The following is a 23,746-nucleotide window of genomic DNA, read 5'->3' as shown; positions in this document are numbered from 1 at the left end:
TACCGATACGGCTGGCGACCAGCACCGTGAAGTTCCACGCGAGGAACGAGAGCACGTGGCTGGCAATAAAGAGAACAAACAGGCCGATGAGCAGCTTGCGGCGCTCCATCTGGCTGGTCAGCAGCATAAACGGCAGCGACATCAGCGCGACGACCCACGCGTAGATGGTCAACATGATGCCCACTTCGGCGGTTTGCATGCCAAAGCTGTCGGCGATGTCTGACAGCAGGCCAACCGGAACGAATTCCGTGGTATTGAAAATAAAGGCGGCGATAGCCAGCGTGACTACCCGAAGCCACGCGATCCGACGAGAGACCGTGTTTGTTGTCATAAATAAATGCACCGGGAGTGGTAGATAAATAAGAAGGGACGCACGATCTTAAAGCTCTTATTGCCGCAAATACAATCATTATGTGATTAACCTCTCATTTTTATTTGTATGTGACAGTGTCACCTAAAAGACAAACAAACCCACTTGTCGTTGTTAAGTTTTTGTGTCAGTTTGCGAGAAAGCCCCAACAACCCCGAGGAATGGTATGCACGAGATTGATTTTTTTATGGTTGATGCCTTTAGTGACCGCGCGTTTGGCGGTAATGCGGCGGCGGTTTGTCTGCTGGAAGCGTGGCCAACGGACGACCTGCTGCTGAAGATGGCACAACAGCATAATCAGTCGGAAACCGCATTTGTCGTCAAGCAGCCGGACGGCTTCGCGCTGCGTTGGTTCACTACCCGCCATGAGGTTAACCTGTGCGGACATGGAACGCTGGCCAGCGCTCACGTGGTGTTTAACTATCTCGAGTATCCGGACGATCGCATCCACTTTGATACGCTCTCCGGGCGCTTAACCGTGACGCGCAGCGGCGACTGGCTGACGCTGGATTTCCCCGCTGGCGCCACTGAAGCCGCCACGCCGCCGCAGGCGATGCTACAAGCGCTAGGCATTAACGCTTACCTCAGCGCCCGTAAAGGCCGCGCCTGGGTTATTGAACTGGAGAACCGCCAGCAGGTGGAAGCTCTGACGCCGGACATCAGCGCGATGATCCCCGTTGAACATAAGGTCTCGGTCACCGCCGCCGGTGACGGCGAGTATGATTTTGTCAGCCGCTTTTTCTCACCCGGCGAATCGGTATGGGAAGATCCGGTCACCGGTTCCGCCCACACGATGCTGATTCCTTTCTGGGGCGAAAAGCTGGATAAAACGCAGATGCTTGCTCGCCAGGTATCGGCGCGCGGCGGGGATGTACGCTGCGAGTGGCGGGGGGAACGCGTATTGATGAGCGGGAAGGCGAGAACCTATTTGCAGGGTAAGGTGTTTCTCGATTAACCCGGCGTTGCTGCTGCTCGGCCGGGTTAGCGTTTTGCTGCGGCGTTACACGGGGAAGATAAAGATGGCACCCGCGCACAGGGCGAGGATACGTATCAGATACATCGGGACGGTGAAAAGCCAGAATTCTGACATTTTGTATTTTCCCATCCCCATGATCATCGCTGGCATACCATCAATTGGCATATAGCCGCCGTTCCAGCCTGAAATGGTGATAGCGATAGCGGCCGCCGTTGGGTTCAGGCCAAGCCCTGTACAGGCCGCGATACCAATCGGGCCAAAAATGAAAATCGAGCCAATGGTTGAGCCGGTAAACGTGGCGCAGGTGCTGGTTAACAAGGCTAAAATCAGGATGAAGATGAAAGGTGATACGTTGGTCCCGAGAACACCCGCCACCGCATTACCGATCATCGCCGTGACGCCGGTGCCCGCTAGTGCATCCGCTACGCCAATCACGCAGGCGGTCATGATAATGACCGGTGCCCCCATATGGTCCCGGACTTCTTTGAAGTCGAGAACGCCAATAAACAGCAAGAATGCGCCTGCCAGCCCCGGCGCAATGTAGGCGATATCGCCTAATGTACTCATCAGCATCATGCCGATAACGCTGAAGAAAAACGCGCCGACGGTGCACTTCTCTTTCCACGCCGGCAAAGCCGCCGTTTCGTCTTCCTGTATCGCGGTATTATCGTCCGCGTCGGCAATGGGGTGGTCGGGCAAGAAGCGATAGGCCACCAGGCTCCAGGCAAAATAGGCGGCCGACATGACCAGGTTAACCAGGGCGAATTTCATCATCGAAATTTCCTGATTAATCCCCGATGCCTGCAAAACGGAGACGGTGACGCCGAACAACAACGCGACGTTAATGGGAATCAGCGGATGGTTCGTTGCAAACCCCAAAGGCATGACCAGTTTTGACGTTGGCAGTTTCTTGCTGTACGGCAGAGAAGCAATCAGCGAAAGAATTAACACGTAGTATCCCGTCGCACCGGTGCCCGCGAGGCTGGCGCCGAGCATGACGATCATCAGCAGCAGAATATAACTTTTATAGCCGCCTCGATTGAGGTGGACCATCATAGCCGTTTTGATACTGCTGATGAGGCGCGTTTTTTGTAATCCGGCCATCACCACCATAAAACCCGCCAGCATGATGACCGTCGAGTTGACGAACCCGGCAAAGGCCTGCTGAATTGTCGACACTTTGCAGACCACCAGCAGAAGACAGGCGAGCAGAGGTGGGGCGCCAAAAGGAAGTTTATCCGTCATGATCAGTACGATCATCAGGATCAATATCCCCAGTGCCAGAATCATTTCCGTTGTCATTGAGAGGCTCCTTTATGCTGTCAGCATGGCTCGAGGGATCTTGAATACGGCTTTTCGCACCGTCGCAGGGGCTTCAACCAGGCACAGCGCCTGATGCGGTTCGCCCGGCATAAATAGCGCGAAATCTCCCGACTGAAGGGTTATGTCGACCGTGGGGAGACAGCGTTGGGTGATATACAGGTCTGGTTTGCGCTCCTCGTCGCTGGCCTGCGCGACGGCGTGCACGCCAGCGCGGATCCGTTCACATCCCGTGAGCATGACCTGAATGTCCGCCCATTCCCGGTGGTATTCGGTGTGACGCTGAGCAACCGGCTGCGTCAGCGCGTCACCAATGGTGCAAAACCAGGAACAGCCCTCCGGCTGCCAGCGTCCATCTTCCCGGGCCATAAGCGCCGTGAGTGAACAGTCTGACCGGGAAAGCAATTGCCGTATGTCGTCAGGAAGCCCGGCCATCTGCAGGGCATTGAGATTACCGATAATCATTGTGCGGATTCCTTCACCCAGTCTGCTGACACGCGGACGTACTTAATGGCCTGGCGAAAATAGGTGTAGGCAATATGCAGCGCACCGTCCTGGCCCTGTTTGATGCTGGGATAGGAGAACTCGCGGTTACGTTTATCCAGCGAGTTGTTGGTCATGCAATAGCCGTCGCCCTCATCAAGATGGCGCTGCCACGGCCAGCTCTTTCCGCCGTCGGCGGAGATGGCGACGGTCATCGGCGCACGCGGCGCGCCCCAGAACGCGGTTTTTCCGCCGGTGGCTTCAGGCTCTTTGCGGCTGCTGTCGCCGTCGTCGATTTCGTCGTACAGAGACGCGCGACGCTCCAGCGCACCCTCAGCGCTCATGTTGTTGAAAACCAGCGCTAGCTCGCCGCTGGCAAGGGTGGTGACCTGAATCGAGGAGTTGTTGTTGGGTAGCACGGTGGCTTCAGGGATGGACCAGCTTTCGCCGCCGTCGCTGGACTGGCTGTAATAGATGTTATCGGCCCAGCGGCTGCGGAACAGCGCAATCAGGTTTCCGTCAGGCAGGGCGGTGATATTCATATGCACGCAGCCCAGGCTCTCCGGCACTACCACGTCGCGCCAGCTTTTCCCTCCGTCCGAGGAGATCTTCACCGCGCTGACGTCATCGTTGCCGACCCATTTTTCACCCGGCTGCGTACGGCAATAGAACACCGGCAGCAGCCAGTTACCGTTGTCCAGCACCGTTATTGGCTGACGGATAAAGGTGCCGGGCTGGTCGAGTAGGGTGGCAATCTCACCCCAGGTGCGACCGAGGTCGTGAGACTGGCGATAGCGGACGATCGCGGTGTCCTGATTGCCGGAGATTTGCGCGGTCCACAGCAGCCAAAGGGTGTTATCCGGGGCGAGAAACAGCACAGGGTTCTGCTCGGAGCGGCTATCGTCGCAGGACAGTTTTTGCGCTTCGCTCCACTGATGGCTTTGCGGCGGCAAACGCGATCCCCATACGGAGATATCGGCGATACCTTCCTGCGTACCGCCAAACCAGACGCACATCAGGGAACCGTCCGGCAGCGGAAGCAAATTAGCGGCATGATTTTGCGGGCAAGCTGAAGGCAGCATTGCCGTTTCAATTCGAATGTCCTGGCTATTCGGGCGAATAATGCCGTCACGAAGTAGGGTTACAGACATAATCAGACTCCATTTTTAAACGGGTTTTATTTGTTAATTTCCAGTGGTGCTAACGGATTGTGTTGATTTGAGGCGGTGATGGTTTTTTTATTGCGAATAATGTTGATAATCTCCACGGTTAACGAGAAGAAGATCGCAAAATAGAGATAGCCTTTGGCAATGTGAATTTCCATGCTGTCGGCCACCAGCAGTACGCCAACAAACAGCAGGAAAGTTAATGCCAGTATTTTTATTGATGGTGTAGCGTTAACAAAATCACCAATGGCTTTGGCCGCGAACATCATTACCCCAACGGCAATAATAACGGCGGTAATCATAATGAAAATATGCTGCGATAATCCGACCGCGGTAATAACCGAGTCGAGACTAAAGACAATATCTAACAGCATGATCTGGACAATTGCGCCCGCCAGCGATAGCTGCTTCCGTCCTTCGCTATGCGCTTCTTCCTCTTGTCGGATTTCGCAGAGGATTTCCTGGCACGATTTATAGATTAAAAACAGCCCCCCGCATAACAAAATCAGCGTTCTGAAAGAGACCGGGAAGTGCATAAACGTAAACAGCGGCACCGTCAGGTGTGCCAGCCACGCAATGGACACCAGCAGCAGAATGCGCATAATCATCGCGCCGCCAAGCCCCATTCGCCGGGCGAGGTTTTGCTGCGCCGCGGGTAGTTTGGCCACCACCAGTGAAAGAAAAATAATATTATCAACCCCGAGAATAATTTCTAAAAAGGTAAGCGTGACTAACGTCAACCAGATATCGGGGTCCAACAACCATATCAACATTGCTAAAATCCTTTAATAAAGACAAGGCTTGCAGATTTGAATTCGCTAATTCTCAGATGTACTGTTGTTTAATGCTGTATTAAATTTGTCGATCGAATTCACTGCGCCACAACACAGTGCGAAATTAAAATTATCGTGATTGTTAACCGCTGCCGGGAAAAATCCCGGCAGCGGTTAATGGCAATAATTAATGGTATTGCTGGCAGATCTGTTTAATTTGCTGTAATTGCTCCGCGCTGAACTGAACCGCATAACGGCTAGCGCCAACGTCATAGCCCATCACCTGTAGCGCTTTTTTCACTACCGCCGGGGAGAAGGCGATTTTATACAGCTCGGTACGCAGCTCGGTGACGCTCTCCTGCGCCTCGCGCGACCCGGCAATATCGCCAGCGTGAAAACGCGACCATATTTGGTTGATTTCCGCAGCGGCGACGTTGGCCAGCCCGGAAATACAGGCGGAGCAGCCGTCGACAAAACCCTGATGAATCAGCGAGTCGGGGCCATTGAGGACATTAAAATCAGCCACATCGCGCACGGCGTCGAGGAAACCTTTCCGGCTGTCATAGCTTCCGGCGCTGTCTTTAATACCAATGATATTGGGGTGAACGGCTAGCTGACGCGCGGTTTGCGGCTCAATGGTGTTGCCGGTACGCGCCGGAATGTTGTACAGGAACATCGGCACGCTCAGCGCGTCGGCAATGGCGGTATAGTGAACGATCAGCTCATCCTGCTTCAGCGGCACGAACCACGGCGTAATCACCGACACGGCATCAACGCCCAGCGCCGCGATACGCTGACCCAGGCGGATGGTTTCGCGGGTCGAAACCTCGCCGATATGCGCCACGACCGGCACGCGTCCCGCCGCTTCCTCGACGCAGGCGGCAGCCACGGCCACTTTTTCATCTTCATTAAGCACGAAGAACTCACCGTTGGTACCACCGCAGAAAATACCGTTGCCCGCCGCAATCTGGCGGTTCACCTGGCGCTTGAGTTCGGCGATATTCAGCGCGCCGTCCTCGGTAAAGGGCGTCACGATAGCCGTTAATACGCCGGAAATGGGATGACTCATAATGAACTCCTAATGGATTAGCGCACCGGAAACAGCGTGCGGTAGATAGCCTGAACATCGTCCTTGCTGACGCAACAGGGCGCGTTATTCAATAAACGTTTCACGTTCAGCGCGGCGTCGCATAGTGTATCGATACTGTCAGCCGGGACGCCGAGAGCGACAAGGTTGTCGGGCAGCTGCAGGCGTTTCACCAGCGCCGCCAGCCAGTCGACCAGCGCGTGCGATTTGGCTTCTTCGCTCAGCGAAGCGTCCGCGTCGGGGATTAAATCCCAGACCTGGGCAAATTTCTCCACCGCATAAGGACGGACAACGGCCATGCAGGGCGCAAGCAAAATGGCGTTCGCCACGCCGTGCGGCAGGTGATAGCGCCCGCCGAGCGGGTAGGAAAGGGCGTGCACCAGGTGGGTGCCCGCATGGTTAATGGCGACGCCGCCGTAATACGACGCCCACAGCATCTCGAGTTTCGCGGTCAGATTTCGAGGTTGTGTGACGGCGGCATCTATATTGGCCAGCAGTTTGCGCAGGCCAATCAGCGCAGCGTTATCGCTGACCGGGTTGGCGATCGTGGCGGTGAAGCATTCCAGCAGATGGCAGAGCGCATCAATCCCCGTTGACGAAGCAATGTGCGCCGGCATGCTGGTGGTGAGTTCGGGCAGCAGGGCGACATAATCCGGCAGCATAACAGGCGAAATAATGCCCACCTTGGTGTTCTGTTCCGGGATGGCAAGAATGGCGTTCGGGGTGGCTTCCGAACCGGTACCCGCGGTAGCTGGAATCAGTAAAGAAGGGATTCTGTGCGCCGGTTTGACGCCTTCAAGCAGTGCGACCAGGCCCGGTGACTGGGGATGCAGCAGCACCGAGAGAAGCTTGGCCGCATCCAGTACGCTGCCGCCGCCAACGCCGACGATCATCTCTGGCTGCCAGCCGTCGATGGCCTGCACTATGTGCATCATATCGTGCTGGCTGGGTTCGGCGGGCACAGTATCAATCACCCGCACTTCGCGCCCCTCGTCTCCGAGGATCGTGCGGATCGTCAGCGCGGCGTCTAGCCCGCCAACGTTAGCGTCGGTGACCAGCAGAATGCGTTGTTTTTCGGCCATCATCGGTGCCAGCGCGTCGAATGCTCCTGCACCGCTGATGACGGTGCTGTTTATCGTTGCCACTCTTTTCTCCTCGCAATGATTGAAAATAATCAATCAGGTCGTAGTACTCATCACATCATGGCGAGAATTTATAATTTATCCGCCCATTTAATAACTTGAGCTTGCTCACATTTAATCAAATGCGATTGAATATAATCATTAACGACATTTAATACAGCCAAAAGGAAAAACGATGCGCCACTGCGATAACAGTGTGCTGGTGCTGGCCGATGACTTTACCGGCGCCAACGATGCTGGCGTGTGTCTGGCCGAAGTGGGGATGCGGGTGGAGGTGGCTTTCGACGCCCGCCAGCAGAGCAGCGCTCAGGCGCTGATCCTCAACAGCGATAGCCGGGCCTTATCTGCCGCGAACGCTACCCTGCGCATTACGTCTTTGCTTCAGGACGTAATGACCGACCGCCATCCCTGCTGGATAGTTAAGAAGCTGGATTCAACGCTGCGTGGCAATGTCGGGAGCGAGCTGGAAGCCGCCATGCGTACGCTGGGCTGCCCGGTGGCGGTGCTGGCCCCGGCGTATCCGGCGGCCGGGCGGGTGACGGATGGAGGCAAGTGCTATGTCAACGGGTTGCTGTTGACCGATACCGAGTTTTCCAGCGATCCGAAAACCCCCGTGCAGCAGGCGGATATCGCCGCCCTTATCGGTCTACAAAGCACCATGAAATGCGAGAGCGTCACGGCTGAAACGTTGCCGCAGGCGCTCGCCGTGAAGGATGAAACCTTCCGCGTGCTGATTGTGGATGCGCAAGCGGATGACGATCTTGACGCCATTATTGCCGCCGTCGCGCAGAGCAAAACCCGGCTCCTGCTGGCGGGGTCGGCTGGAATTTGCGAAGCGCTTGCAAGACATGTGCAGCGTTGCCCGTCCGGGCCGCTGCTGGCGGTCGTGGGATCAATGAGTGAAATTGCTCAACGGCAGATTGCCGCGCTCAGCGCGCGCCCACGCATCCAGCACGTTGAAATTGACGTTAGTCATGCCTTTACCGGCGAAATCGCTATTGATGCCCAGGCCATTGCGACGGCGATACGTCAGGGCAATCACTGCGTGGTTTCTACCCCGTCGGACGCGCAAGCCCGCGTCGGTATAGACGCACAGTGTCAGCGCCATGGGGTACCACGCGCCCAATTGGGCGAGCAGATTTGCCGCCACCTCGCGCAGCTTGTTGAGCTGGCGCTTGAGCACTGCCATCCCGGCGCGCTGTACCTGTCCGGCGGTGACGTGGCCATCGCTGTTGCCACGCGCTTGCAGGCGACCGGTTTTCATATTACGGGCCGGGTGGCGCAGTGCGTGCCCTACGGCTTTTTTCTGGGCAGCCGCTGGCAACGCCCGGTAATGACCAAAGCAGGCGGTTTCGGCAGTGCGACAACGCTGCGCGAAGTTGTTGATTTTATCGAGGAGAAAATGAGTGACTAACATCATTGCAGTGACAATGGGCGACCCGGCGGGCATTGGCCCGGAAATTATTATTAAGTCGTTGATAGAGGGGGAGCTGAATGGCGCTCCGGTGGTGGTGATTGGCTGTGTACAAACGTTACGTCGTATTCTGGCGCTGAATATCACTCCGCATGCCGAGCTGCGGGTGATTGACCATCCTTCCCAGGCGCAGTTTAGCGCCGGGACAATCAATATTATTGACGAACCGCTGGCGGACCCCGAGGCGCTCCAGCCCGGGGTGGTCCAGGCGCAGGCCGGGGATTTAGCCTACCGCTGTATTCAACGGGCAACCGCACTGGCGCTGGCTGGAGAAGTTAAGGCAATTGCTACCGCGCCGCTGAATAAGGAAGCCCTGCATCTTGGCGGGCACAACTTCCCGGGGCATACGGAAATGCTGGCGCGTCTGACACAGACCAAAGACTACGCCATGGTGCTGTATACCGATCGTCTGAAGGTGATTCATATTACGACCCATATCTCCATGCGCCAGTTCCTTGATACCCTGAGCCAGCCGCGGGTGGAGACGGTGATCCGCGTGGCGGATCGCTTCCTGAAACGCGTCGGTATTCACCAGCCGCGCATTGCCGTCGCCGGCGTGAACCCGCATGCCGGGGAAAACGGTCTGTTTGGCGATGAGGAAATTCGCATCGTGGCCCCGGCGGTCGCGGCGATGAAAGCGGAGGACATTGACGTTACCGGGCCCTGTCCACCGGATACCGTGTTTATGCAGTGCCACGAGGGGCAGTACGATATGGTGGTCGCGATGTACCACGATCAGGGGCATATTCCGTTGAAGTTGTTAGGCTTTTATGACGGCGTTAATATTACCGCCGGGCTGCCATTTATCCGGACGTCTGCCGACCACGGCACGGCATTTGATATTGCCTGGACAGGTAAAGCGAAGTCTGAGAGCATGGCAACCTCCATTGCGCTCGCCATGCAAATATCACAGGAATAACATGAAGGGATATAACCGGTTAGAGCAGATTATGGACTTTTTAAAAAGCCATAATCTGGTGACTGTCGAACAGCTGGTGGCGGCAACCAATGCGTCGCCCGCCACGATCCGTCGAGACCTGATCAAACTCGATCAGGAAGGCGTCATCAGCCGCACCCACGGCGGCGTGACCCTCAACCGGTTTATTCCTTCTCAGCCGACAACGGTTGAAAAGTCGCAGCGTAGCCCGCAGGAAAAACAGGCTATTGCCAGCGCTGCGGCGGCGCTGGTGAAGGCCGGTGACGCCATCGTGCTGGATGCCGGTACCACCATGATTGAACTGGCGCGGCAAATTACCCATCTGCCGCTGCGGGTGATCACCAGCGATCTGCATATCGCGCTGTTTCTGGCCGAATTTAAGCAAATCGAGGTGACGATTATTGGCGGCCGTATTGATGACAGCAGCCAGTCATGCATTGGCGATCACGGGCGGCGGCTGTTGCAAAATGTGTGGCCGGATCTGGCTTTTGTCAGCTGTAACGGCTGGGATCTGGAAAAAGGCATCACCGCGCCGACGGAAGAAAAGGCGGCGCTGAAGCGAGATTTAATCGCTAATGCCCAGCGCCGCGTCTTGCTGGCGGACAGCTCAAAATACGGCGCATGGTCGTTGTTTAATATCGCGCATCTCGACTCGCTGACGCACATCATCACCGACGCGCATTTAAGCGACGATACGCGGCGGCTGCTGGAAAACGGCACGCCCCGGTTAATCATTGCCGATTAAGCGGGGCGGATTGTTACGGAAGCAGGGCAATATTCTCTTTAATCACCTCAACCGAGCGGGCGAACTTCTCGTGTTCGTCTGCTTCCAGCTGTAGTTCAATAACCTGCTGAACCCCGCTTTGCGCCAGCACGGCCGGCACGCCGATCGCTACGCCGTTTACGCCATATTCACCGTCGAGAATGCAGGAAATCGCCAGCGCGCGGTGGCTGCCGGTGAATACATTGCGGCAGATCTCGGCAATGGTGCCGGCAATGCCGTACTCGGTACAGCCTTTACCGGCATAGATCTCGAATCCCAGCGTGCGCACGCTATCGGCCATCGCCTGGCGATCCAGCGCGCGGCCGGTACGGCGCAGGTAAACCTGCTCGATCGGCGAGCCGTACACCGAAGAGTGCGACCAGACGGGGAACTGGCTGTCGCCGTGTTCACCGAGAATAAACGCGTCAATACTCTGCGCGCCGATATCCAGATCTTGCGCCAGCTTGCGGCGCAGGCGGGTGGTATCAAGCCACACGCCGGTGCCGATCACCTGACTGCGCGGCAGGCCGGACAGCTGCCACACCTGCCAGGTAATGATATCGCAGGGGTTGGTGGCAATCAGAAAGATACCGTTGAAGCCACCGGCCATCATCTGCGGCACGATGCTGTGGACGATTTTCGCGGTGCTTTTCAGCTCATCCAGCCGCGTCTGGGCTGGCTTCAGCGCGCCGCCGGAGACGGTAATCACGGCAATGTCGACGTCGGCGCAGTCGCTGGCGTCGCGACAGGAGATGGTCATCATGCCGGGCATATAGGCGGCGGCATCGCTCAGGTCCTGGGCGTGGGCCTCGGCGCGGGTTCTGTTGAGGTCGACGAGGATCAGTTCTTCGCAAATATTTTGATTCAGCAGCGCATAAGCGGCCGATGCGCCGACGTTACCGGCGCCAATGATCATGACTTTACGGGCTTTGGTGTTCATGGTTATTCCATTGCATGGACAAACAACAGTGGATAAAGCTACTCGTTAACAACGGGATAGCGCAAGACTGAGCCCACAATATAAGTTAAAGATCTGACGTGTTTATGACGAAGCCTGTGGTGGCGCAGGTTCATCAAGCAGCGCAATAAACGCCTCCAGCTGGCGGCTCATCGCGCCACGTCGCCACACCAGCCAGGTGGTGAGCCAGCGCCATTTCTCTGCCAGCGGCCACGCCGAAACCTGATGATGCCCCGGCATGCTTTCCAGCATACTGCGCGGTATTAACGCCAGCCCGGCACCGGCGATGACGCAGGCCAGCATGCCGTGGTAAGACTCCATCTCATGAATGCGCCCGGGCGTAGCCTGATCGGCGTGAAACCAGCTCTCAAAATGGCGTCGATAGGAGCAGTTGGCGCGAAACGCGTAGATGCTGCTGCCGTTGACCTCGCTGGCGCGGGTAATCGGCGGATGGCCGTGCGCGGCGACAATCATCATCTCTTCCGGATAGACCGGCATACCGTCAAGACCAGGGTGCATCACCGGGCCGTCAACGAAGGCCGCGCTCAGGGTGCCTTCCAGCACGCCGTCGGTCATGGTGCCGGACGGGCCGGTGGCCAGGTCGAATTGAATGCGCGGGTAGCGACGGTTGTAGCGCGCGAGCGTCTCCGGAATGCGCACAGCCGCGGTGCTCTCCAACGCGCCGAGGGCGAACAGCCCCTGCGGTTCATCGCCAGCGACCACCATTCTGGCTTCATCCACCAGCGCCAGAATTTGCTGACTGTAGCGTAGAAATCTGTGCCCGGCCGGCGACAGGCGCAGACGCTGATTCTCACGAATAAACAGCTCAACGCCGAGATCCGCTTCCAGCTGGCGAATGCGGGTGGTCAGGTTCGACGGCACGCGGTGGACCTTCTGCGCGGCCTGGGTAATGCTGCCGGTTTGGGCGACGGCGTTAAACATCTCCAGCTGGGTTAAATCCATTGCGTTCTCGTTTTGTGAATGGTCAGGTTAATATTATTCAGTTTTCATAAACGGAAGAGTAGGCGAGGATATCACCATGATGCAATCAATCAGAGAGAAAAAGATGACTTCACCTGCTACCCATGCCGTCTCCGTTAACCCGGCGAACGGCGAAACCATCGCCGCGCTGCCGTGGGCGTCCTCTACCGATGTCGACCTGGCGATTACGCTGGCCGACACAGGTTTTCGTCAGTGGCGCAAGGCATCCGTTGCCCAGCGCACCGACGCGCTGCGCGCGATTGGCCGCGTATTGCGTGAACGCGGTGAAGAGATGGCGCAGTGTATTACCCGCGAAATGGGCAAACCGATTAAACAAGCGCGCGGTGAAGTGGCGAAATCGGCCCACCTGTGCGACTGGTATGCCGAACACGGCCCGGCGATGCTGGCAACCGAGGCCACCCAGGTGGAAAACCAGCAGGCGGTAATTGAGTATCGCCCGCTAGGGCCGGTGCTGGCGGTCATGCCGTGGAACTTCCCGCTGTGGCAGGTTTTGCGCGGCGCTGTGCCAATTATGCTGGCGGGCAACAGCTACCTGCTTAAGCACGCCCCGAACGTGATGGGCTGCGCGGCGCTGATTGGCGACATCGTTGCCCAGGCGGGCGTACCGGCCGGCGTCTTTAACTGGGTGAATGCGACCAATGACGGCGTATCGCAGATTATCAACGACCCGCGTATCGCCGCGGTCACCGTGACCGGCAGCGTACGAGCGGGCAAGGCGATTGGCGCACAGGCCGGCGCGGCGCTGAAAAAATGCGTGCTGGAGCTGGGCGGTTCCGATCCGTTTATCGTGCTGAACGACGCGGATATCGACACCGCGGTGCAGGCGGCAGTGATTGGCCGTTATCAGAATACCGGGCAGGTCTGTGCGGCGGCGAAGCGCTTTATCGTTGAAGCGGGCATCGCCGGGCAGTTTACCGAAAAGTTCGTGGCGGCCGTATCGGCGCTGAAAATGGGCGATCCGCGCGATGAAGAGAATTATCTCGGCCCGATGGCGCGTTTCGACCTGCGCGATGAGCTGCATGGTCAGGTCATGGCCACGGTAAACGAAGGGGCGACGCTGCTGCTGGGCGGCGAGCTGCTGAGCGGCGAAGGCAACTATTACCCGGCAACCGTGCTGGCTGACGTTGCGCCAACGATGACCGCATTCCGCCAGGAAATGTTCGGACCGGTGGCGGCGATTACCGTCGCGCGCGATGCCGACCACGCGCTGGCGCTGGCAAATGACAGCGAGTTTGGCCTTTCGGCAACGGTGTTCACCGCCGATCCGGCACAGGCGCAGCGCTTTGCCGACGAGCTGGAGTGTGGCGGCGTGTTTATCAACGGCTACAGCGCCAGCGATGCGCGCGTGGCGTTCGGCGGCGTGAAAAAAAGCGGCTTTGGCCGCGAGCTGTCGCATTTCGGCCTGCGCGAGTTCTGTAACGTGCAAACGGTATGGAAAGATCGCCGATAAGCGAAACGACGTAGCCCTTACGCTCTGTTATACTCCCAGGCCGAAAATAGCCTGTGGGCAAGGAGTGGTAAGTGGCTACGGTTATCAATAATGCCATGCTGGCGTCGATCCTCGACGACGTCAGGCCGCTGGTTGGGCAGGGGAAAGTGGCGGACTATATTCCGGCGCTGGCCTGCGTCAGCGGCCAAAAACTGGGAATCGCCATCAGCACCATCGACGGCCAGCATTTTAGCGCCGGCGACGCCAGCGAGCGTTTCTCTATTCAATCGATTTCTAAAGTCCTGAGTCTGGTAGTGGCGATGAATCACTATCAGGCTGAGGAGATCTGGTCGCGCGTCGGCAAAGATCCGTCCGGTCAGCCGTTTAACTCGCTGTTACAGCTGGAGATTGAGCAGGGTATTCCGCGCAACCCGTTTATTAACGCCGGTGCGCTGGTGGTCTGTGACATGCTGCAAGGGCGACTGAGCGCGCCGCGTCAACGTATGCTGGAGATCGTGCGCAAGCTGAGCGGCGTGTCGAACATTGGCTATGACGCACAGGTCGCGCGCTCGGAGTTTGAACATTCGGCGCGTAATGCGGCCATCGCCTGGCTGATGAAATCGTTCGGTAACTTCCACCACGACGTGGCGACGGTACTGCAAAACTATTTCCATTACTGCGCGCTGGAGATGAACTGCGTGGAGCTGGCGCAGACCTTTCTGTTCCTCGCCAACCAGGGGCGGGCGCCGCACCTTGATGCGCCGGTGATCACCCCAATGCAGACGCGGCAGGTGAATGCGCTGATGGCGACCAGCGGCATGTACCAGAACGCCGGTGAATTTGCCTGGCGGGTGGGGTTACCGGCGAAATCCGGCGTCGGCGGCGGCGTGGTGGCGATTGTGCCCCATGAAATGGCGATTGCCGTCTGGAGCCCGGCGCTGGACGAGGCGGGTAACTCGCTGGCGGGCGTGGCGGCGCTGGAAAAACTCACGCAGCAGATAGGACGTTCGGTTTACTGATGGATACCCTCGACAGTTTGTTTGCGCGGCTGCAACGTTCAACGTTCCGCAGCCGTTTTCGCCTTGGCGTCAAAGAGCGGCAGTATTGTATCGATAAAGGCCCGGAGGTGATTGATAGTCACGCGGCCGATTTTATCGCCGGGCGTCTGGCCCCCGCACAGCCGAAAAATGACGGTAAACAGACGCCTATGCGCGGTCACCCGGTGTTTATTGCCCAGCACGCCACCGCCACCTGCTGCCGCGGCTGTCTGGAAAAGTGGCACCATATTCCTCAGGGGCAGGCGCTGAGCGCCGAGCAACAGCGTTATATTGTGGGCGTTATTCACCACTGGCTGGTCATCCAGATGAATCATCGCGCTCGCTAGCACGCCTAAGTTTATTCTGAAAAGCTATCTATTTTGATAGCTTGATTCGACATACCGCGCTCAATATGATAGCGCTGGCATCGTGTCGGAATAATTTACGCTATGAACAGTTTTGACAAACTTATTACGAATAATGGGGTGGCGGGAACCCGGTTTGTCAGACGGATGTATCTGATGCGGATGCTCGGCACCTTCCTCTGTTTTCTGCCTATCCTGTCGGTCCTCATTGAGCATCACCAGCCAAAATTTTTGCAGGTTCTGCTGGCGATGAATGCGTTCATCTGGCCAACGGTGGCCTATGTCCGCGCGATGCGCTCGCCGATCCCGCGCCAGGTGGAACAGCAAAATCTGCTGTGGGATGCGGGAGCGGGCGGCTTCTGGATAGCGATGATGGCCGTGAACCCGCTGCCGTCGGTGACGATCGCGACGATCCTGCTCACCGACCGACTTTCCGCTGGCGGAAAAGCGCTGATGCGCCGCGCCGCGGTAATGCTGCTGGCCTGCTTTGCCGTGAGCTGGGCGCTGAGCGGTATGCCATTTAACGGCTACGTCAGCCAGCGCACCATGCTGGCCACGCTGCCGCTGATCTCCCTCTACGTACTGGCGCTCAGCCTGCTGACCGACGGCATTGCCGTCAAGCTGCGCCTGAAAAGCCTGGAGCTGGAACGTATTGCGATGCTCGATCCGCTGCTGGACATCGCCAACCGTAGGCTGCTGGAGCAGCGCATCGCCTGGGAGCTGATTCGGCTGAAGCAAAACTGCGGCCATTCGCTGCTGATGTTTATCGATCTCGATAATTTCAAAGAGATTAACGATCGCTTCGGCCATAAGGTTGGCGACGTGATGCTCAAAACGGTGTCACAAATTTTGCAGATGGCGACGCGCGCAACCGATACCCCCGCGCGTTTAGGGGGCGATGAATTTGTGATCCTGCTTCCCGATACCAGCCTGGAGGAGGGGCGCTCGATTGCCCAGCGTATTATGGATGCCACCGCGGTGGTGACAGAGCGTCCGGACCATCGCCAGACGCTGACGCTAAGCATCGGTATTGCCGACGCGCTGCCGGAAATGCTGGAGGTGTCCGACTGGCTGCAGGCGGCGGATAGCGCGCTGTATGAGGCAAAACGTCGCGGTAAGAACCAGATCTTTGCGCATTAGCGCATGATAAGAAAATACGATGATCCTCTGTATTGTGTTATCAATAAGTTAACGCAATAGTGATAGTTTCATTTTCAGGAGACCATCATGACCGCATCGTTCACCCTGCATACCTTTTCTGACGCCGATATTCTCGCCCATCTTGCGCCGTTGTCTGACGTACTGGCCAACTGCGTTAACGGCGGTGCGTCTGTCAGTTTCATGCTGCCTTTTCATCACGAGACTGCGCTGGCGTTCTGGCAGCGTACGGCTGCCAGCGTGGCGCGGGGTGAACGCATTGTGCTGGTGGCCAAAGATGTCGACCAGACGATCGTCGGCACCGTGCAGCTGATTATCGATCAGCCGGAAAACCAGCCGCATCGCGCCGATGTCGCAAAATTGCTGGTGCACGAGCGCGCCCGTCGCAGCGGTATTGCGCGAGCGCTGATGCAGCGCCTGGAAGCGGTCGCGGCCGATGCGGGGAAAAACGTGCTGGTGCTGGATACCGCCACCGGCAGCGGGGCGGAGAACTTCTATCAGCGCTGTGGATGGCAGAAAGTGGGCGAAGTGCCGCGCTATGCCCTTATGCCAGACGGCGCGCTCACGGCGACCTCGATTTTTTACAAATTTTTATAGACTCACTATTTATTCTCGCAGTTTTGATCAAAACAGGGTTTCATAAGCGGAAAATCTGATAAGTTATTAGACCAATTGAGCAGGCTGTATGACTAATCCAGAAAGGAACCCATTGTGAAAACACTGAACCGCCATGATTTCCCCGGTGCCCAATACCCTGAACGTATTATCCAGTTTGGCGAAGGAAACTTCCTGCGCGCGTTTGTTGACTGGCAGATTGACCTGCTGAACGAAAAAACCGACCTGAATTCAGGCGTCGTGATCGTTCGTCCGATTGCCAGCGACTTCCCGCCTTCACTCAGTACTCAGGACGGCCTGTACACCACTATTATTCGTGGTCTGAATGAGAAGGGTGAAGCGGTGAGCGATGCGCGTCTGATCCGTTCCGTCAACCGTGAAATCAGCGCCTATAACGATTATGCCGAGTTCCTCAAGCTGGCTCATAACCCGGACATGCGTTTTGTGTTTTCCAACACCACCGAAGCGGGCATTAGCTACCACGCGGGCGACAAGTTCGACGACGCGCCGGCCGTTAGCTACCCGGCGAAACTGACGCGTCTGCTGTTCGAACGCTTCAGCCACTTCAACGGTGCGGCGGATAAAGGCTGGGTAATCATTCCTTGTGAACTGATTGATTATAACGGTGAAGCGCTGCATGAGCTGGTGGTTCGCTACGCGCAGGAGTGGGCGCTGCCGGCAGAATTCATGACCTGGCTGAACGAGTCTAACGCCTTCTGCTCAACCCTCGTTGACCGTATCGTGACCGGCTATCCGCGTGATGAAGCCGCTCAGCTGGAAGCGGAACTGGGTTATAAAGATGGCTTCCTCGATACCGCGGAACACTTCTACCTGTTCGTTATTCAGGGGCCAAAATCACTGGCTAGCGAGCTGCGTCTGGACAAGCTGGCGCTGAACGTGCTGATTGTCGACGACATCAAACCGTATAAAGAGCGTAAAGTCGCAATCCTTAACGGTGCGCACACCGCGCTGGTGCCGGTGGCCTTCCAGGCCGGTATTGATACCGTGGGCGAAGCGATGAACGATGCGGAAATCTGCGCATTCGTTGAAAAAGCGATTCACCAGGAGATTATCCCGGTGCTGGATCTGCCGAAAGACGAGCTGGAATCCTTTGCCAGCGCGGTAACCGGCCGTTTCCGTAACCCGTACATTAAACACCAGTTGCTGTCTATCGCGCTGAACGGTATGACCAAATTCCGTACCCGCATCCTGCCGCAGCTGCTGGCGGGGCAGAAGGCGAGCGGCAAGCTGCCGGCACGTTTAACCTTCGCATTGGCGGCGCTGATAGCTTTCTACCGCGCAGAACGCAACGGTGAAGCGTATCCGGTGCAGGATGATGCGCACTGGATCGACCGCTATCAGCAGCTGTGGGCGCAGCATCGCGACCAGCAGATTAGCACTACCGATCTGGTGAAAGCGGTACTGTCCGTCAGCGAACACTGGGAGCAAGATCTTACACAGGTTTCCGGATTGGTCGAACAGATCTCCGCCGACCTCGACGCGATTCTGACTCAGGGTATGCGTAAAGCGGTACAGCCGCTGTGCTAATCACACGCTAAGCACATTATCAAACCCGGCACTCGCCGGGTTTTTTATTGGCTAGTGCAGCAGAGCACATCAGCCATGAGAGTCTGCATCTTAATTAGTTACAACATACATATTTTACTAGCGCTTTATCCCCCTGAAACATCGAGCAAAAGGGGCCTGCCAGTAAAAATTTCGCGAGCAGATCATACCATTCCTGCCTGGCTATCGCTTGAATACATGATGAAGATCACGTTTAATACACAACTTATTAACCTGATTGATATAAATATGATCGTTCGTCCTCACCAGCACTGGCTGGCGCGCATTTTTGTGTGGCATGGGTCGGTACTACCGAAAATCTTCTCACGCTTACTGCTCAATTTTCTGCTGTCGATAGTGGTGATCCTCATTCTGCCGTGGTATTCATCGCTTGGCGTGAAGCTGACCGTCGCGCCGTTCAGTATTCTCGGCGTCGCCATTGCTATCTTTCTTGGCTTTCGCAATAACGCCTGCTATTCGCGCTACGTTGAAGCGCGACAGCTGTGGGGGCAGCTGATGATTGCATCGCGCTCTCTGCTGCGCGAGGTCAAAAATACCCTGCATAACGATCCCCATGTGAGTGAATTTGTCGGCCTGCAAATCGCCTTTGCCCACTGTCTTCGCCTGACCTTACGCCGCCAGCCCGCGCGCGCCGTGCTGGCAAAATATCTCAGCGAGCAGCACCTTAATCAGGTGATGGCCGCGCAGTCTCCGGCAAACCGCATTTTGCTGATTATGGGCGACTGGCTGGCGGAGCGGCGCCGGGCAGGCGAGCTGTCGGATATTCTGTTCCACAGCCTGAATATTCGTCTCAACGACATGTCTATCGTGCTGGCGGGCTGTGAACGTATTGCCAACACGCCGGTGCCGTTCGCCTATTCGCTGATTTTGCATCGTACCGTCTATCTGTTTTGCATCATGCTGCCGTTCGCGCTGGTCGTCGATTTGCACTACATGACGCCATTTGTTTCGGTGCTGATCTCATACACCTTTATTTCGCTGGATACGCTGGCGGAAGAGCTTGAAGAACCTTTCGGTCTGGAAAATAATGACTTACCGCTGGATGCTATCTGTAATGCCATCGAGATCGATCTGCTGCAAATGAACGATGCCACCCAGATACCCGCGCGCCTCACCGTCGATAAGTACTATCAACTCAGCTAAGGGGTAGCCCGTGACCGTTGTTAACCGTCCGATTCAGGCCGAAGATAAAGCCCAGTGGCTCATGCTATGGAAAGGTTATAACGATTTTTACGGCAGCACGCTGGCGGATGAGGTCACGGAACGGACCTGGCAGCGGGTGCTGGATCCCGAATCGTCAATTTTTGGCCGGGTCGCCGTCGTGGATGGGCAGGTGGTCGGCTTTGCGCTGTGCGTCTTGCACGAAGGCACCTGGGTGACGTCCCCCATTTGTTATCTGGAAGATTTATTCGTCGACCCGGCGTACCGCGGCCGGGGAATTGCCCGCCAGCTCATGCAATTCGTGCTAAATGAGGCCAAAGAGCAGGGGTGGTCACGTTTCTACTGGCATACGCGTATTCATAATCCTGCTCGTAAGCTTTATGATGAATTCATCGCTGCGGATGATTACGTACGATATTGTGTTAGACTTTAAACCGAACATGCAGAATAAATCATTAAGGTTTTCCATGTTTAATGGTTGCACCGACATAAGGAGAATCAAAATGGAAAAGCGAATCGAAACTGCCGTTAACCTCATTCTGTTCATTTCGCTGTTTGCGACCGCCTGGGACCTGTCGCTGGTTCGTTCCTTCAGCTGGTAAGCTGAAGCGGGCATAGCCTAAACCACCGATACGGGCGTGGGACCTGCTGCGCCCTTGTTCAATGCCTCAACATCCCAATAATCAACGGCTTTTAGGCTAATTACCCACAAGGTTGTGCACCGTTTCTGTGGATAACATTGGCCGCTTCACCCCTGGAACGTATTACGCCACTCGCCGGGGCTGACCCCCATTTTTTCACGAAAGGCCTGTCGAAACGTGATGGATGACTGAAATCCCGAACGTTCCGCGACCTGTTCAATAGAAAGCTGGGTGCTCTCCAGCAGCGATTGGCTACGCCGCAGGCGTTCGGTCATGATCCATTCGCCAATCGACATGCCGGTAGCCTTCTGGAAGTGGCGGGTCAGGGTGCGACGACTCATCGCCGCCCGCTCGGCAAGTGCATCAATACTGAGCGGTTGCTCCAGATTCTGCTGTAAAAATTCCAGTAACTCGTTGATGCGTCTGTCACTGGTATTTTGCGGCACCGCTTGCTCAATGTACTGCGCCTGGCCGCCTTCCCGGTGCGGCGGCGTCACCATACGCCGGGCGATCTGGTTGGCTACGCGGGTGCCAAAACGCTGGCGAATCACATACAGGCAGCAGTCCAGCGCCGCAGCGGTACCGGCGGAGGTGATCAGCCCGTCGTCGTCAGTATACAGAACATTAACGTCGAGACTGACGTGCGGAAAAAGCCGCACAAACGCTTTTTCATACTCCCAGTGGGTGGCCGCACGGTGGCGATCGAGCAACCCTGCATACGCCAATACAAAGGTGCCAAGGCACAGGCCGACCAGCGTGGCGCCGTTATTACGTGCGGTTGTTAATGCTTTCAGTAATGCAGGTGAAGGTATTTCATCCACATCATGCCAGAAGGGCACGATAACAATTTCACATTGGGCAAGGGTTGAGAAGTCTGCGTCGGCCATCACCGCCGTTCCTTCTTTTGACCAGACCATCCCCGGCGTTTCAGCACAGATATAGCGCGTGAAGCGTTTTTCACTGCTGGCGCTGTCGCCGAACAAAATTAGCGGCACAGAGAAATGGAAAGTACTGAAGCCTTCGCTGGCGACGATGGCAACCGAGGTGGTGGTCATAACATTATCTCATTTTAGTACGTGACAGTGTCACCATTAGCGGGGGCGCTTACAAAATCCGATATCTGATTATCACGCGCATATTCCAGCAATGCGCGACGCGTAACCAGGCAGTGATTGACCGCTTCCATATGCGTACCCACGATTTGCGCCTGAGGTAACAGGGCATGAACCCGCAGGAGATCTTCTTTACCAAAGATGATTGGCCCAAATCCCAGTATATGCGCCCAGCCGGTGTTCATGATAACGACCTCTGGCTGATAATGGCGCAGATTCTCCTCGATACCGGCTGTCCAGATTGAATCGCCGATCAGATAGAGCGTTTTTTCATCAGGATGCTGAAAAACCACACCGCTGGCTTCGCCCAGCCGTTCGGCCAGCTCAGGCACGGCATATGCAGCATCAGAGCCATGCTGCCCACTCGTTTTGATTAGCATAATATCGCCGAAATGGCTGCTCTGGGAAAGCAGACGCAGCTCGGTAAAGCCCTGAGCACGCAGCAGCGCTTCGTCACCGGAATTCTGGACGTAAATCAGCATCGATTTCGGAATTGCGGCAGCGGCGGCGTCATCCCAATGATCGAGATGGGTATGCGTTACGATGATGGCATCCACGTCCAGCAGGCTATCAATAGCGACCGGAAGCTCGACCATTGGGTTACGAATCTGCGCGCGCGCGGTGCCTTCAAAGCCAGGATAGGTGTCTTTTGCGGCGAGCATAGGGTCGATGAGAAAGCGTTTACCAGCGTAAGTTATCAACTGCGTGGCGTTACGTATTTGCGTAATGTTCATCGTCAAAATCTTCCATATTATGGGGGAGTGAAGACAGTATGCGGGATCGATAAAAAACTGCCGTTGGCTGAAAGCCAGTTTTCGATGGTATTGGGCCAATATGGCGGCCCGAGGGATGAACAATGCCTTTCAGGCATGGCAAGTATGAAAAATCAGTATAGAAATAGCGCGGGTGAGGCATAGACAGTGAGGCATTTTTGTATTTATCATACAAATGAAGTGAGCCACAGCGTATACGCGTACTATTCATTCATTCGTGGGTCTTTGATTATGTCCGCAGAAGTTAATGCACTTATCGTGCTTGCCCAACTTAACGAAACGAAGGGTTTTTACCGTCGTGCGCTGCGCATCTGGCGGGAAGTTTCTACGCATTTTGACGCAGATAAAACACAGTGCCGCCTGGCATCCGAAAAAATAGATGCCTGTCATTTACATTTGCAAATAAAATCACCGTCTGTGGCGCTGGCGGGGAGTGAGAAAAAACAGCTCGTTGAGCGTGACAAAATACACATTCAGCAATTGCTCAAGCAGGGATACAGTATTAAAGAGGTCCAGCTGATGACCGGAAGATCGAGCGCTTTTATCTATAAATATAACCCGCGAAGTAAACCGATTCATTAGTAACTGGAAGGCGGTACGCCGAATGCCTGCCGAAAAGCATAGCTAAATGCCGCCGTGCTGGAATAACCGACTTCCAGCGCAACGGCGGTCACATTTTTATTTTTCTTTAGCAGCATCACCGACTCCAGAATACGCATTTTCTGCTTCCATGCGCTAAACGGAAGCCCGGTCTCTTTTTTGAAATGACGGGAAAAAGTACGGGCTGACATGCCCAGATGGTCGGCCCAATATTCCATCGAATGCTCCAGCGCCGGTGATTCCTGAATCGTCCGGCATACTTCTATCAGCGCGGCATTATGCGGCCACGGTAGCATCAGTTCTACCTCCGGCAGTTGCAAAATCACATCAAGCAGCACGCTCACCAACTGACCTTCCTTACCGGCCATATCATAACGTTCCGGCGTATTAGTGGTGGCATAATGAATAAACTCGCGGACAAAATCGCTGATTGCCACCATTTTGCAGTCGTTAATCGGCTCGGGTAAAAACGCAGGTTCGATATCCACACTTTCCAGATGCACATCATCCAGCGCCCACACCGCGTGCGTGATATTGTGCGGGATCCAGATCCCGTAGTGGGCCGGGATGACCCAGCATTTTCCCGCGACATCAATACGCATGCTGCCGGTACGGGCAAAGTGGAACTGAGCGAAGGCGTGGCTGTGATCGGCAACATGATTGTTGGCTTCCAGCACGTAGGAGCGAAAGTAAACCGATTGCGGCAGCTCTTTCATCGAATCGTCCTGCGATGAAAACCATTTTTTAGGCTGCACGGTAGAAAAAGGAGGGCGTTCGTCGAACATTATGACGTCTACTCGATAAATTATGTCCTCAC

The 23,746-nt window shown here is 56.0% G+C and carries 25 protein-coding genes; 13 read left to right on the top strand and 12 right to left on the bottom strand.

All coding sequences use genetic code 11. From position 1 onward, the window contains the following. A partial coding sequence (locus tag ACK5JN_RS07405; RefSeq protein ID WP_416869562.1) for an MFS transporter occupies positions 1-331 on the bottom strand: 331 nt, incomplete at its 3' end. Between the two features lie 205 nt (positions 332-536). On the opposite strand from ACK5JN_RS07405, the gene ACK5JN_RS07400 reads away from it, so the two are divergent. Then, positions 537-1,325: a PhzF family phenazine biosynthesis protein gene (locus ACK5JN_RS07400; protein ID WP_416869561.1), complete on the top strand. Its 789-nt coding sequence runs from the start codon at positions 537-539 to the stop codon at positions 1,323-1,325. Positions 1,326-1,370: 45 nt separating this feature from the next. On the opposite strand, the gene ACK5JN_RS07395 is transcribed toward ACK5JN_RS07400, so the two are convergent. The 6 genes from ACK5JN_RS07395 to ACK5JN_RS07370 form a co-directional block, all read right to left on the bottom strand. Then, positions 1,371-2,648 carry an SLC13 family permease gene (locus ACK5JN_RS07395; RefSeq protein WP_416869560.1) on the bottom strand — a complete coding sequence of 426 codons (1,278 nt, stop codon included), beginning with the start codon at positions 2,646-2,648 and terminating at the stop codon, positions 1,371-1,373. Between the two features lie 12 nt (positions 2,649-2,660). Next, positions 2,661-3,131 carry a YhcH/YjgK/YiaL family protein gene (locus ACK5JN_RS07390; RefSeq protein WP_416869559.1) on the bottom strand — a complete coding sequence of 157 codons (471 nt, stop codon included), beginning with the start codon at positions 3,129-3,131 and terminating at the stop codon, positions 2,661-2,663. Continuing rightward, a complete protein-coding gene (locus ACK5JN_RS07385; protein WP_416869558.1) occupies positions 3,128-4,300 on the bottom strand; it encodes a sialidase family protein in 1,173 nt (390 codons plus the stop codon). Before ACK5JN_RS07385 ends, ACK5JN_RS07390 begins: the two co-directional genes overlap by 4 nt. A 26-nt stretch (positions 4,301-4,326) precedes the next feature. Beyond that, a complete protein-coding gene (locus tag ACK5JN_RS07380; RefSeq protein WP_416869557.1) occupies positions 4,327-5,088 on the bottom strand; it encodes a TerC family protein in 762 nt (253 codons plus the stop codon). Positions 5,089-5,275: 187 nt separating this feature from the next. Further along, the gene (locus tag ACK5JN_RS07375; RefSeq protein WP_416869556.1) at positions 5,276-6,157 is read right to left on the bottom strand and encodes a dihydrodipicolinate synthase family protein; all 882 of its coding nucleotides are present in this window, start codon (positions 6,155-6,157) and stop codon (positions 5,276-5,278) included. Between the two features lie 17 nt (positions 6,158-6,174). Beyond that, positions 6,175-7,320 (bottom strand): iron-containing alcohol dehydrogenase, encoded by a 1,146-nt coding sequence (locus ACK5JN_RS07370; protein WP_416869555.1) that lies wholly within the window; start codon positions 7,318-7,320, stop codon positions 6,175-6,177. A 172-nt stretch (positions 7,321-7,492) separates the two neighbouring features. Between ACK5JN_RS07370 and dtnK the strand changes: the two genes are divergently transcribed. The 3 genes from dtnK to ACK5JN_RS07355 are packed head-to-tail and all read left to right on the top strand — an operon-like array spanning position 7,493 to position 10,473. Further along, positions 7,493-8,731 (top strand): D-threonate kinase, encoded by a 1,239-nt coding sequence (gene dtnK, locus ACK5JN_RS07365; RefSeq protein WP_416869554.1) that lies wholly within the window; start codon positions 7,493-7,495, stop codon positions 8,729-8,731. Next, positions 8,724-9,710 carry a D-threonate 4-phosphate dehydrogenase gene (locus ACK5JN_RS07360; protein ID WP_416869553.1) on the top strand — a complete coding sequence of 329 codons (987 nt, stop codon included), beginning with the start codon at positions 8,724-8,726 and terminating at the stop codon, positions 9,708-9,710. The genes dtnK and ACK5JN_RS07360 overlap by 8 nt, the downstream gene beginning before the upstream one ends. A 1-nt stretch (position 9,711) precedes the next feature. After that, a complete protein-coding gene (locus ACK5JN_RS07355; protein ID WP_416869552.1) occupies positions 9,712-10,473 on the top strand; it encodes a DeoR/GlpR family DNA-binding transcription regulator in 762 nt (253 codons plus the stop codon). A 13-nt stretch (positions 10,474-10,486) separates the two neighbouring features. On the opposite strand, the gene ACK5JN_RS07350 is transcribed toward ACK5JN_RS07355, so the two are convergent. Beyond that, the gene (locus ACK5JN_RS07350; RefSeq protein ID WP_416869551.1) at positions 10,487-11,431 is read right to left on the bottom strand and encodes an L-lactate dehydrogenase; all 945 of its coding nucleotides are present in this window, start codon (positions 11,429-11,431) and stop codon (positions 10,487-10,489) included. 102 nt (positions 11,432-11,533) lie between these two features. Further along, positions 11,534-12,412, bottom strand: coding sequence for a putrescine utilization regulator PtrR (gene ptrR, locus ACK5JN_RS07345; protein WP_416869550.1), 879 nt, complete (start codon positions 12,410-12,412; stop codon positions 11,534-11,536). Positions 12,413-12,515: 103 nt separating this feature from the next. Here ptrR and sad point away from each other — a divergent pair, with 103 nt between their 5' ends. From sad to ACK5JN_RS07305, 8 genes are all read left to right on the top strand, one after another. Then, a complete protein-coding gene (sad, locus tag ACK5JN_RS07340) occupies positions 12,516-13,901 on the top strand; it encodes a succinate-semialdehyde dehydrogenase (RefSeq protein ID WP_416869566.1) in 1,386 nt (461 codons plus the stop codon). A 71-nt stretch (positions 13,902-13,972) separates the two neighbouring features. Beyond that, a complete protein-coding gene (gene glsB, locus ACK5JN_RS07335) occupies positions 13,973-14,899 on the top strand; it encodes a glutaminase B (RefSeq protein WP_416869549.1) in 927 nt (308 codons plus the stop codon). Next, positions 14,899-15,264: a DUF4186 domain-containing protein gene (locus ACK5JN_RS07330; protein ID WP_416869548.1), complete on the top strand. Its 366-nt coding sequence runs from the start codon at positions 14,899-14,901 to the stop codon at positions 15,262-15,264. The genes glsB and ACK5JN_RS07330 overlap by 1 nt, the downstream gene beginning before the upstream one ends. 165 nt (positions 15,265-15,429) lie before the next feature. Beyond that, on the top strand, positions 15,430-16,422 hold the full coding sequence (locus ACK5JN_RS07325) for a diguanylate cyclase (protein WP_416869565.1): 993 nt from the start codon (positions 15,430-15,432) through the stop codon (positions 16,420-16,422). Between the two features lie 87 nt (positions 16,423-16,509). Next, positions 16,510-17,037 (top strand): GNAT family N-acetyltransferase, encoded by a 528-nt coding sequence (locus ACK5JN_RS07320; protein ID WP_416869547.1) that lies wholly within the window; start codon positions 16,510-16,512, stop codon positions 17,035-17,037. Between the two features lie 114 nt (positions 17,038-17,151). Beyond that, the gene (locus tag ACK5JN_RS07315; RefSeq protein WP_416869546.1) at positions 17,152-18,603 is read left to right on the top strand and encodes a tagaturonate reductase; all 1,452 of its coding nucleotides are present in this window, start codon (positions 17,152-17,154) and stop codon (positions 18,601-18,603) included. Positions 18,604-18,870: 267 nt separating this feature from the next. Further along, a complete protein-coding gene (locus ACK5JN_RS07310) occupies positions 18,871-19,785 on the top strand; it encodes a bestrophin family protein (RefSeq protein WP_416869545.1) in 915 nt (304 codons plus the stop codon). A gap of 10 nt (positions 19,786-19,795) precedes the next feature. Continuing rightward, entirely contained in the window at positions 19,796-20,236 is a 441-nt protein-coding gene (locus tag ACK5JN_RS07305) for a GNAT family N-acetyltransferase (protein ID WP_416869544.1), read from the top strand. A gap of 315 nt (positions 20,237-20,551) precedes the next feature. Here ACK5JN_RS07305 and ACK5JN_RS07300 read toward each other — a convergent pair whose 3' ends face one another. Together ACK5JN_RS07300 and ACK5JN_RS07295 are read right to left on the bottom strand one after the other, a co-directional pair. Further along, positions 20,552-21,499: a GlxA family transcriptional regulator gene (locus tag ACK5JN_RS07300; protein ID WP_416869543.1), complete on the bottom strand. Its 948-nt coding sequence runs from the start codon at positions 21,497-21,499 to the stop codon at positions 20,552-20,554. 14 nt (positions 21,500-21,513) lie between these two features. Beyond that, the gene (locus tag ACK5JN_RS07295; RefSeq protein WP_416869542.1) at positions 21,514-22,290 is read right to left on the bottom strand and encodes an MBL fold metallo-hydrolase; all 777 of its coding nucleotides are present in this window, start codon (positions 22,288-22,290) and stop codon (positions 21,514-21,516) included. A gap of 270 nt (positions 22,291-22,560) precedes the next feature. Between ACK5JN_RS07295 and ACK5JN_RS07290 the strand changes: the two genes are divergently transcribed. Next, positions 22,561-22,911, top strand: coding sequence for a PerC family transcriptional regulator (locus ACK5JN_RS07290; RefSeq protein WP_416869541.1), 351 nt, complete (start codon positions 22,561-22,563; stop codon positions 22,909-22,911). On the opposite strand, the gene ACK5JN_RS07285 is transcribed toward ACK5JN_RS07290, so the two are convergent. After that, on the bottom strand, positions 22,908-23,645 hold the full coding sequence (locus tag ACK5JN_RS07285) for a helix-turn-helix domain-containing protein (RefSeq protein WP_416869540.1): 738 nt from the start codon (positions 23,643-23,645) through the stop codon (positions 22,908-22,910). The two genes, ACK5JN_RS07290 and ACK5JN_RS07285, sit on opposite strands and share 4 nt — an antisense overlap. Positions 23,646-23,746: the final 101 nt, after the last annotated feature.

This window comes from Kluyvera sp. (genome assembly GCF_047971185.1).
In the GTDB taxonomy this organism is placed as follows: domain Bacteria; phylum Pseudomonadota; class Gammaproteobacteria; order Enterobacterales; family Enterobacteriaceae; genus Kluyvera.
Note: the sequence above shows the minus strand (reverse complement) of the source record. Positions and strands in the feature narration are given on the sequence as shown.

Coding starts and splice junctions, on each gene's coding strand:
- ACK5JN_RS07400 (WP_416869561.1), top strand. CDS start 537: ATGCACGAGATTGATTTTTTTATGGTTGATGCCTTTAGTGACCGCGCG.
- ACK5JN_RS07395 (WP_416869560.1), bottom strand. CDS start 2,648: ATGACAACGGAAATGATTCTGGCACTGGGGATATTGATCCTGATGATC.
- ACK5JN_RS07390 (WP_416869559.1), bottom strand. CDS start 3,131: ATGATTATCGGTAATCTCAATGCCCTGCAGATGGCCGGGCTTCCTGAC.
- ACK5JN_RS07385 (WP_416869558.1), bottom strand. CDS start 4,300: ATGTCTGTAACCCTACTTCGTGACGGCATTATTCGCCCGAATAGCCAG.
- ACK5JN_RS07380 (WP_416869557.1), bottom strand. CDS start 5,088: ATGTTGATATGGTTGTTGGACCCCGATATCTGGTTGACGTTAGTCACG.
- ACK5JN_RS07375 (WP_416869556.1), bottom strand. CDS start 6,157: ATGAGTCATCCCATTTCCGGCGTATTAACGGCTATCGTGACGCCCTTT.
- dtnK (WP_416869554.1), top strand. CDS start 7,493: ATGCGCCACTGCGATAACAGTGTGCTGGTGCTGGCCGATGACTTTACC.
- ACK5JN_RS07355 (WP_416869552.1), top strand. CDS start 9,712: ATGAAGGGATATAACCGGTTAGAGCAGATTATGGACTTTTTAAAAAGC.
- ACK5JN_RS07350 (WP_416869551.1), bottom strand. CDS start 11,431: ATGAACACCAAAGCCCGTAAAGTCATGATCATTGGCGCCGGTAACGTC.
- ptrR (WP_416869550.1), bottom strand. CDS start 12,412: ATGGATTTAACCCAGCTGGAGATGTTTAACGCCGTCGCCCAAACCGGC.
- sad (WP_416869566.1), top strand. CDS start 12,516: ATGACTTCACCTGCTACCCATGCCGTCTCCGTTAACCCGGCGAACGGC.
- ACK5JN_RS07330 (WP_416869548.1), top strand. CDS start 14,899: ATGGATACCCTCGACAGTTTGTTTGCGCGGCTGCAACGTTCAACGTTC.
- ACK5JN_RS07325 (WP_416869565.1), top strand. CDS start 15,430: ATGTATCTGATGCGGATGCTCGGCACCTTCCTCTGTTTTCTGCCTATC.
- ACK5JN_RS07320 (WP_416869547.1), top strand. CDS start 16,510: ATGACCGCATCGTTCACCCTGCATACCTTTTCTGACGCCGATATTCTC.
- ACK5JN_RS07310 (WP_416869545.1), top strand. CDS start 18,871: ATGATCGTTCGTCCTCACCAGCACTGGCTGGCGCGCATTTTTGTGTGG.
- ACK5JN_RS07300 (WP_416869543.1), bottom strand. CDS start 21,499: ATGACCACCACCTCGGTTGCCATCGTCGCCAGCGAAGGCTTCAGTACT.
- ACK5JN_RS07295 (WP_416869542.1), bottom strand. CDS start 22,290: ATGAACATTACGCAAATACGTAACGCCACGCAGTTGATAACTTACGCT.
- ACK5JN_RS07290 (WP_416869541.1), top strand. CDS start 22,561: ATGTCCGCAGAAGTTAATGCACTTATCGTGCTTGCCCAACTTAACGAA.
- ACK5JN_RS07285 (WP_416869540.1), bottom strand. CDS start 23,645: ATGAAAGAGCTGCCGCAATCGGTTTACTTTCGCTCCTACGTGCTGGAA.